Annotated in this window: 8 protein-coding genes; 5 read left to right on the top strand and 3 right to left on the bottom strand. The window is 72.0% G+C overall.

Annotation, left to right across the window (positions count from 1 at the left end; genetic code table 11):
• Positions 1-312: 312 nt before the first annotated feature.
• Together ACFHWT_RS25685 and ACFHWT_RS25680 are read right to left on the bottom strand one after the other, a co-directional pair.
• The gene (locus ACFHWT_RS25685) at positions 313-1,026 is read right to left on the bottom strand and encodes an aminoglycoside N(3)-acetyltransferase (RefSeq protein ID WP_416597273.1); all 714 of its coding nucleotides are present in this window, start codon (positions 1,024-1,026) and stop codon (positions 313-315) included.
• Between the two features lie 92 nt (positions 1,027-1,118).
• The gene (locus ACFHWT_RS25680) at positions 1,119-1,568 is read right to left on the bottom strand and encodes a MarR family winged helix-turn-helix transcriptional regulator (RefSeq protein ID WP_416597271.1); all 450 of its coding nucleotides are present in this window, start codon (positions 1,566-1,568) and stop codon (positions 1,119-1,121) included.
• Between the two features lie 77 nt (positions 1,569-1,645).
• On the opposite strand from ACFHWT_RS25680, the gene ACFHWT_RS25675 reads away from it, so the two are divergent.
• Positions 1,646-2,404, top strand: a complete 759-nt coding sequence (locus ACFHWT_RS25675; RefSeq protein WP_416597270.1) for an SDR family NAD(P)-dependent oxidoreductase — start codon at positions 1,646-1,648, stop codon at positions 2,402-2,404.
• Between the two features lie 272 nt (positions 2,405-2,676).
• Here ACFHWT_RS25675 and ACFHWT_RS25670 read toward each other — a convergent pair whose 3' ends face one another.
• Positions 2,677-2,925, bottom strand: a complete 249-nt coding sequence (locus ACFHWT_RS25670) for a hypothetical protein (RefSeq protein WP_416597269.1) — start codon at positions 2,923-2,925, stop codon at positions 2,677-2,679.
• A gap of 225 nt (positions 2,926-3,150) precedes the next feature.
• Between ACFHWT_RS25670 and ACFHWT_RS25665 the strand changes: the two genes are divergently transcribed.
• Genes ACFHWT_RS25665 through egtD form a run of 4 tightly spaced genes read left to right on the top strand, consistent with a single transcriptional unit; the run spans position 3,151 to position 7,509 of the window.
• Positions 3,151-4,494, top strand: coding sequence for a glutamate-cysteine ligase family protein (locus tag ACFHWT_RS25665; RefSeq protein ID WP_416597268.1), 1,344 nt, complete (start codon positions 3,151-3,153; stop codon positions 4,492-4,494).
• Positions 4,491-5,816, top strand: a complete 1,326-nt coding sequence (gene egtB / locus ACFHWT_RS25660; protein ID WP_416597267.1) for an ergothioneine biosynthesis protein EgtB — start codon at positions 4,491-4,493, stop codon at positions 5,814-5,816. The genes ACFHWT_RS25665 and egtB overlap by 4 nt, the downstream gene beginning before the upstream one ends.
• Positions 5,816-6,568, top strand: coding sequence for an ergothioneine biosynthesis protein EgtC (gene egtC, locus ACFHWT_RS25655; RefSeq protein ID WP_416597266.1), 753 nt, complete (start codon positions 5,816-5,818; stop codon positions 6,566-6,568). Before egtB ends, egtC begins: the two co-directional genes overlap by 1 nt.
• Entirely contained in the window at positions 6,547-7,509 is a 963-nt protein-coding gene (gene egtD, locus ACFHWT_RS25650; protein WP_416597265.1) for an L-histidine N(alpha)-methyltransferase, read from the top strand. Before egtC ends, egtD begins: the two co-directional genes overlap by 22 nt.
• The last annotated feature ends 4 nt before the right edge of the window (positions 7,510-7,513 follow it).

Raw genomic sequence — 7,513 nt, 5'->3', positions numbered from 1 at the left:
AGCCAGCAAGGTAGCGTGAGATCAACTTACCGACCCTGTCCGTCAAACCGGGTCAACCCCATCAGTGTCACCTCGATGTAGTGCCGCCGCCTTGGCGTCCGGAACTGCCGGTGCCGTACTGCTCGCAGCGGGATGCCTCAGGCGTGCGGCTTCGATTCGTCGAACAGCCGGACCAGCGGCCAGATGGTGTCCTCGCCGACGCCGAGCATGGCCAGCGTGACGCCGTCGCCCGCCCCAGCAGTCGGCCCTCGACCAGCCGGGACACGGGGCGACCCCTGCGGTCACCGTGGTGGCTAGCGGTTCGTCCGGTGGCTACCGGGTCGTGCGATGGGTCGCGAGCCAGTCCACGGCGAAGTCGACCAGTGGGCGCTGACGCATCAGCCGGCACTCGGCCGCGCCGACCTGCCCGATCGACGCGTTGCCGGTGGTCTCGAAAGCGGCGCCCAGCTGGCCGAAGTCGCCTTCGTCGATGTCGACGTCCTGCCAGCGTGTCCAGGCGTGGCCGGTAGGGGTGCGTACGGCCGCGCCTTCTTGCTTGCGCGGCGGGTCCGGCTGCCGGTTTTCGGCCAGGTGCAGCGAGGTGTTGCGGTGATGTCCTACGCCCAGCAGCAGGACGTCGCCGTCCAGCCGGTGGACGGCACCGATGGGGGAGCGCTCGCCCAGCATGTCGTCGAGTTGGTGCCCGGCCACCACGGGTTCGGCGAGTGGGCCGACGGCCGCGAACGACACCTGCGGATGGTCGCTGCGCCGCGCACCCGGCCAGGTGCGGACCGTCTCCGCGATGGCACCCATCCAGCGGCTCGGCGTCACCGCCGGGTCGAATCCGGGCGTGTGGGCGCGAATCACCGGCCACCACGACTCTGGTACGGGTGGGTGCTGCCAGCCGGCGGGATCGGTGTTGTCCGGTGTGTGCGTCGGCACCACGAGCGTGCCGTCGGGGCCCAGCGTGTCGAGCAACGCCTGGACCACCGCGACCGGGCCGCCGCAGACCCAGCCGAGCGCCTTGAGTGACGAGTGCACGAGCATCACCGACCCGCGTCGTACCCCGAGTGAGGCCAGATCGTCGGCGAGCGCGGCGCGGGTGAGCGGCTTGTTGATGTCGATCGGCAGACCGTACCTCAGTCGGTTTCGGTAGCGAGGGTGAGCAGGTTCCCGCGTACCTTATCGAGCAGTTCGACCAGCGTCGCTCGCTGATCGTTCGCCATTCCGGCGGTCGCGGTCTCGGCGAGGGTGCGCCAGGCCACTTCGATCTGCGAAACGCCGGACCGGCCCTTGTCGGTCAACACGATCCGGGTGAGTCGCCGGTCGCTGGGTACGGATTTGCGGACGAACCAGCCGCCGTGTTCGAGACGACTGAGGCTGCGCGTCACCGTCGGCTGCTCCACGCCGAGCCGGGCGGCGACCTCGGAGACCGTCAGGCCCTCGGGTTCCTGCCCCAGCACCCACAGTAGGACGTCCTGCCCCGGGTGCAGGGCGAGCCCGGCCAGTACGTCAGCCTGCGCGTTCCGGTACAACTTGGCCACCTTGACCAGGGCTTTGTTGGTCGCCAGGACGTCCGAGAGTTCCACCCGGAGAGTGTACGAGTTGACGAACGGCTCGATCCTGATTCATAGTCGGCTAACATATAGTCGGCTATGGAGTGGTGATGGAAACTGGTCTGTTGAACAAGGTCGCCCTGGTCACCGGCGCTTCCGGCGCCATCGGCAGGGCCGCCGCCCGGCACCTGGCCGCCGAAGGTGCCTCCGTGGCGGTGTCCTGGCACGCCAACCGCGACGCCGCCATGGAGGTCGTCGACGCCATCGCGCAGGCCGGTGCCCGTGCCTGCGCCGTACGCCTGGACCACGGCGACCACGTCGCCGTGCGGGGCGTCGTCGAGCAGGTCACCACGCGTCTCGGTCCGATATCCGTCCTGGTCGCCAACGCCGTACAGTGGCCCGCTCTCGACGCCGAAGAGATCGGCGGCCTCACCACGTCGCTGGCCGTCAACACGGTCGGCCCCGTGGCGTTGATCGACGCGGCCCTACCGGCCATGCGTGCCGCCGGCTGGGGGCGCATCGTCGCCGTGTCGACCGACATCGTCGAGCAACCCATGGCCGGACCGCTTGCCTACGCCACGGCGAAGGGAGCGCTCGAGACCGCCGCGCGTGTGCTCGCCGTCCGGGAAGCCCGGCACGGCATCCTGACCAACGTCGTCCGTCCCGGATTCACCCTCACCGAGAAGGCCTTGAACGCCCCCTTCCTGGGCCCGAAGGCGGTCGCGGCCGAGTCGGAGAAGACCCCGACCGGCCGCATCTGCACCCCCGACGACGTGGCCAGCGCGATCACCTACCTGGCTTCGGCGGCCAACAGCCACATCAACGGGCAGATCCTGTCCCTGGCGGGCGGCCGTGAACTTGTGCGCTGACCACCATCGAACTGCTCGCCGACCCGACCGCCATGGCGCGGATACCGGAGGCAGACGACGCTCTCGCCAGGGGCGAGTGCACCAGCGCCGAGGACAGGGCACTGCTCATGGCGCAACGGCGGGCTCGTGAACAGGCCGAATGAGGAAACGGCCCCGACGACAAGCACCGCGAGGTACACGTCCTCGACGTAGATCACCGCAGGGACGCGTACCCTCGCTGAACTTCACAGCGGCGTGCTCGACCAACGTGCGGCAGCGCTGACCGGGTGGCGTCACGCCGCGTCGGTGTCCAGGCTCGGCACGTCCAGCCCGGCGTCGCGGAGCGCGTCGGCCCGCTCGTCGCGGGTCGACTCCTCCCGGGCCAGCAGCGCCGCGTACTCGGCGATCACCGCCGGGTCGGGGACCGCGCCGACCCGGTCCAGGAACCGGGCGGTCTGGGCGGTCGCGTCGGCGTGGGCGTGCGCGGCCCGGGCCGCCCGCATCACCACCTGGTCGTCATCGCTCCTTGCCCCGTCGGTCATGTTGACTCCCCTCCGGTCGGCGCCGACCGTGCCGGTACCCCGTCCCGCGGCGATCATGCCCCCGGGTGACGCGAATCCGCAGGTGACCGCCGGGTTGCGCAAGAAGGAACGTCTCCTGCCGCCCGCCCCGCGGTCCGCCGGTGTCTCGGCAAATGTCGGACGGTGACGATACGGTAGCGAAGATCGATCGCTGCCCGCGATCGATCGTTCACTGGAGGAGACGCGATGACCAAAGCTCCCCATCCACCAGCTCCCCATCCACCATCCGCCCATCCGCCCGACGTGCTACCGGTGGCCGCCGAGTCTGCCACGTCCACCGGTCCGAGCGTCGTGACCGACGTCCCAGCCGGGACCGCCATCGTCGATCCGACCGCCGCCGCCGGCTACATCACCCGGATCTGCTTCAAGACCGGCCCACCCCGGCGGATCGGCGTCGAACTCGAATGGACCGTTCACTACCGAGACCAACCCGCCAGACCGCTCGACCCCGCCGACCTCGCGACTGCCCTCGGTGACCACGCCCCGCGGACACTACGCCCCACCAGCCCGCACGACCCGCTCCCACACGGCGGACTGGTAACGGTCGAACCCGGCGGGCAGGTGGAGATCTCCACCCCGCCGACGGAATCCCTCACCACGTTGCACCAGGTCGCGTCGGCCGACGTCGGCGCGCTGACCCGCCGACTCGACCGGGCCAACCTGCTGCTCGGCCGGACCGGATGCGATCCGTACCGGCCACCCCGGCAGATCCTGCGCAACCACCGCTACACGGCGATGGCGGCGGCGTTCGCCCGGCAGGGTCGGGCCGGTGCCGACATGATGTGCGGCACCGCCGGCCTGCAGGTCTGCCTGGACACCGGCAGCGATCGGCAGCTCTCCCTGCGGTGGTCGGCGGCGCACCTGCTCGGTCCGCCGTTGATCGCCCTGTTCGCCAACTCGCCGTCGCGGGCCGGCCGGCGCACCGGCTGGGTGTCGAGCCGGATGGCGACCTGGCTGACCCTCGACCCGGCCCGCACCGCCGCACCGGCCGACCCGACCGCCGGCACGCGGCCGTCCGACCCGGTCGCCGACTGGACCCGGCGGGTGCTCGACACGCCACCGCTGTTCGTCGACGAGCCCACCGGCTGGCGGCTGCCGGGGTCGGCCACCTTCGGCGAATGGATCCTCACCGGCACGCCCAGACCACCGACCTACGCCGACCTCGACCTGCATCTGAGCACCATGTTTCCGCCGGTCCGCCCGCGTGGCTACCTGGAGCTGCGCTACCTCGACGCGCAGCCGGACGGCGAGTGGATCGTCCCGGCGGCGGTGCTGGCCGCGCTGTTCGCCCGCGACGAGACGCTGCGGACCGCGACATCGACGGTGATGGACGCGGCCAACCGCTGGCTGCCCGCCGCCCGCGACGGGCTCGCCGATCCGATCGTCGCGTCGGCCGCCCACTCGCTGGCCGAGCTGGCCTGCGAACGCCTCACCGACACCGGCCTGCCTGACGAGACGACCAGCACCGTGGTACGCGCCCTGCGCCGACGGCTGCACCAGCGAACCCACCCCTGGGGAGGAACCAGGTGACCGAGACAGCCTACGACCCCACCGTGTCCGACCTGCGTACCGCGCTCGCCGCCGACCTCGACCGGGCCCGGCGGCGCAGCAGCGCACTGACCGATCCGGTCGACGACGACGACCTCGTCCGGCAGCACTCCCGGCTGATGTCGCCCCTGGTCTGGGACCTGGCGCACATCGGCAACCAGGAGGAGCTCTGGCTGGTCCGCGACGTCGGCGGCCGGGAACCGGTCCGTGCCGACATCGACCACCTGTACGACGCGTTCAAACACGCCCGCGCCGACCGTCCGGCGTTGCCGCTGCTGGACCCGGCCGAGGCGCGCGCGTACACCCGTACCGTCCGGGACAAGGTCCTCGACCTGCTCGACACGGTGACGTTCGACGGCCGCCGGCTGGTCGAGCAGGGCTTCGCCTTCGGCATGATCGTGCAGCACGAGCAGCAGCACGACGAGACGATGCTCGCCACCCACCAGCTGCGGGCCGGCCCGCCGGTGCTCACCGGCGCGCCGACGCCGCCGGCGACGGCCGGACCCGTCGACGGTGAGGCGCTGATCCCGGCCGGACCGTTCACCATGGGCACCTCCACCGAGCCGTGGGCGCTGGACAACGAACGCCCGGCGCACACCGTCGACGTACCCGCCTTCTTCATCGACCGCGCGCCGGTCAGCAACGCCCGGTACCAGCAGTTCATCGACGACGGCGGCTACCACGACGAGCGGTGGTGGAGCGCCGAGGGCTGGGCCCACCGGCTGCAGGCCCGGCTCAGCGGGCCGACGCACTGGCACGGCGACGGCAGCTACACCCGGTTCGGCCGGCGGTCGGCGATCGTGCCCGACGAGCCGGTGGTGCACGTCGGCTGGTACGAGGCGCAGGCGTACGCCAGCTGGGCCGGCCGCCGGCTGCCGACCGAGACCGAATGGGAGAAGGCGGCCCGGTTCGACCCGGCCACCGGCCGGTCCCGCCGCTACCCGTGGGGCGACGACGACCCCGGCCCGGAGCACGCCAACCTGGGCCAGCGACATCTGCACCCGGCACCGGTCGGCGCCTACCCGGCCGGGGCGTCACCGGCCGGGGTGCACCAGCTGATCGGCGACGTGTGGGAGTGGACCGACACCTGGTTCACCGGCTACCCCGGCTTCGCGGCCTTCCCGTACCGCGAATACTCGGAGGTTTTCTTCGGCCGCGACTACCGGGTGCTGCGCGGCGGCTCGTTCGGCACCGACCGTTCCGCCTGCCGGGGCACGTTCCGCAACTGGGACTACCCGATCCGCCGGCAGATCTTCAGCGGTTTCCGTACCGCCCGTGACCCGCACCCCGGCGAGATTGCCTAGTGTGCCGCCACCAGCTCTACCTGGGCCCGCCGGTCAGCCTGACGCAGCTGCTGGTCGAGCCGCCGTACGGCCTGTACCGCCAGTCCTGGGCGCCCCGGGACATGCGCGGCGGCGGCACCGTCAACGTCGACGGTTTCGGCGTCGGCTGGTACACCCCGACCGGCCCGGTCCGCTACCGGCGGGCCGGGCCGATCTGGGCCGATCCCGGCCTGGTCGAGCTGGGCCGGGCCACCACCGCCGGCGCGGTGCTGGCCGCGGTCCGCTCGGCGACCCCCGGGATGCCCTTCGGCGAGACGGTCTGCGCGCCGTTCACCGACGGAAGCTGGCTGTTCAGCCACAACGGGGTGGTGGCCGGCTGGCCGGACAGCGTCGCCGACCTGGCCGCCACCCTGCCGGTGACCGACCTGCTCACCCTCGACGCGCCGACCGACTCGGCGCTGCTGTGGGCGCTGGTGCGGCATCGCCTGCGGTCCGGCGCCGACCCGGGTACGGCGATCACCGACACCGTCACCGGCGTCCTGGCCGCCGCCCCGGCGTCCCGACTCAACCTGCTGCTCACCGACGGCGCACGGGCCTGGGCCAGCGCCGTCGGCCACTCCCTGTCCGTCCTCGCCGGGCCGGAGCGGCTGATCATCGCCTCCGAACCGTCCGACGACGACCCGGCCTGGCGCCCGGTCGCCGACCGCCGGCTCGTCGTCGCCGACCGGCACACCTACACCGTGGAGGATCTGTGCGGATCGACATCGAGCTGACCGACGCCGACCAGCGGCAGGCGCTGCGGACCGACGCCCGCGCCGGGCTCACCGCCGACCCGAAATGGCTGCCCCCGAAATGGTTCTACGACAAGTACGGCAGCGAACTGTTCGAACGCATCACCACCCTGCCGGAGTACTACCCGACCCGGGCCGAGCGGGCCGCGTTGACCGACCACGCCGACGACATCGCCGCCGTCACCCGGGCCCGGACCCTGGTCGAGCTCGGCTCCGGCTCGTCGGAGAAGACCCGGCTGCTGCTCGACGCGCTGCGCCGGCAGGGCAGCCTCGATTTGTTCGTGCCGCTGGACGTCTCCGAGGCGGCACTTCGCGACGCCGCCACCGCCATCGACCGGGACTACCCGGGTCTGCCGGTGCACGCGGTCGTCGGCGACTTCACCCGTCACCTCGGCCGGATCCCGGCCGGCGACGACCGGCTCGTCGCGTTCCTCGGCGGCACCATCGGCAACCTGGTACCGGACGAACGCGCCGAGTTCCTGGCCGCGCTGCGCGGGGCGCTCGGCACCGGCGGCTGGCTGCTGCTCGGCACCGACCTGGTCAAGGACCCGGCCACCCTGGTCGCCGCCTACGACGACAGCCAAGGGGTGACCGGCGAGTTCAACCGCAACGTGCTGCACGTACTGAACCAGCAGCTCGGTGCCGACTTCGACCCGGCGGCGTTCCGGCACGTCGCGCTCTGGGACACCGACCGGGAGTGGATCGAGATGCGGCTGCGCGCCGAGCGGGACATGCGGGTGTACGTGGCCGATCTCGACCTGCCGGTGAGCTTCACCGCCGGCGAGGAGATCCGGACCGAGGTGTCGGCGAAGTTCCGCCGGGCCGGGGTGACCGCCGAGCTGGCCGCCGCCGGGTTCGAGTTGACCCACTGGTGGACCGATCCGGCCGGCCGGTTCGCGATCAGCCTGTCCCGCAGCCGCTGACGCA

Source organism: Micromonospora sp. LOL_021 (genome assembly GCF_048060215.1).
In the GTDB taxonomy this organism is placed as follows: Bacteria; Actinomycetota; Actinomycetes; order Mycobacteriales; family Micromonosporaceae; genus Micromonospora_E.
The sequence above is the reverse complement of the archived record's forward strand: the minus strand, read 5'-3'. Positions and strand labels throughout refer to the sequence as shown.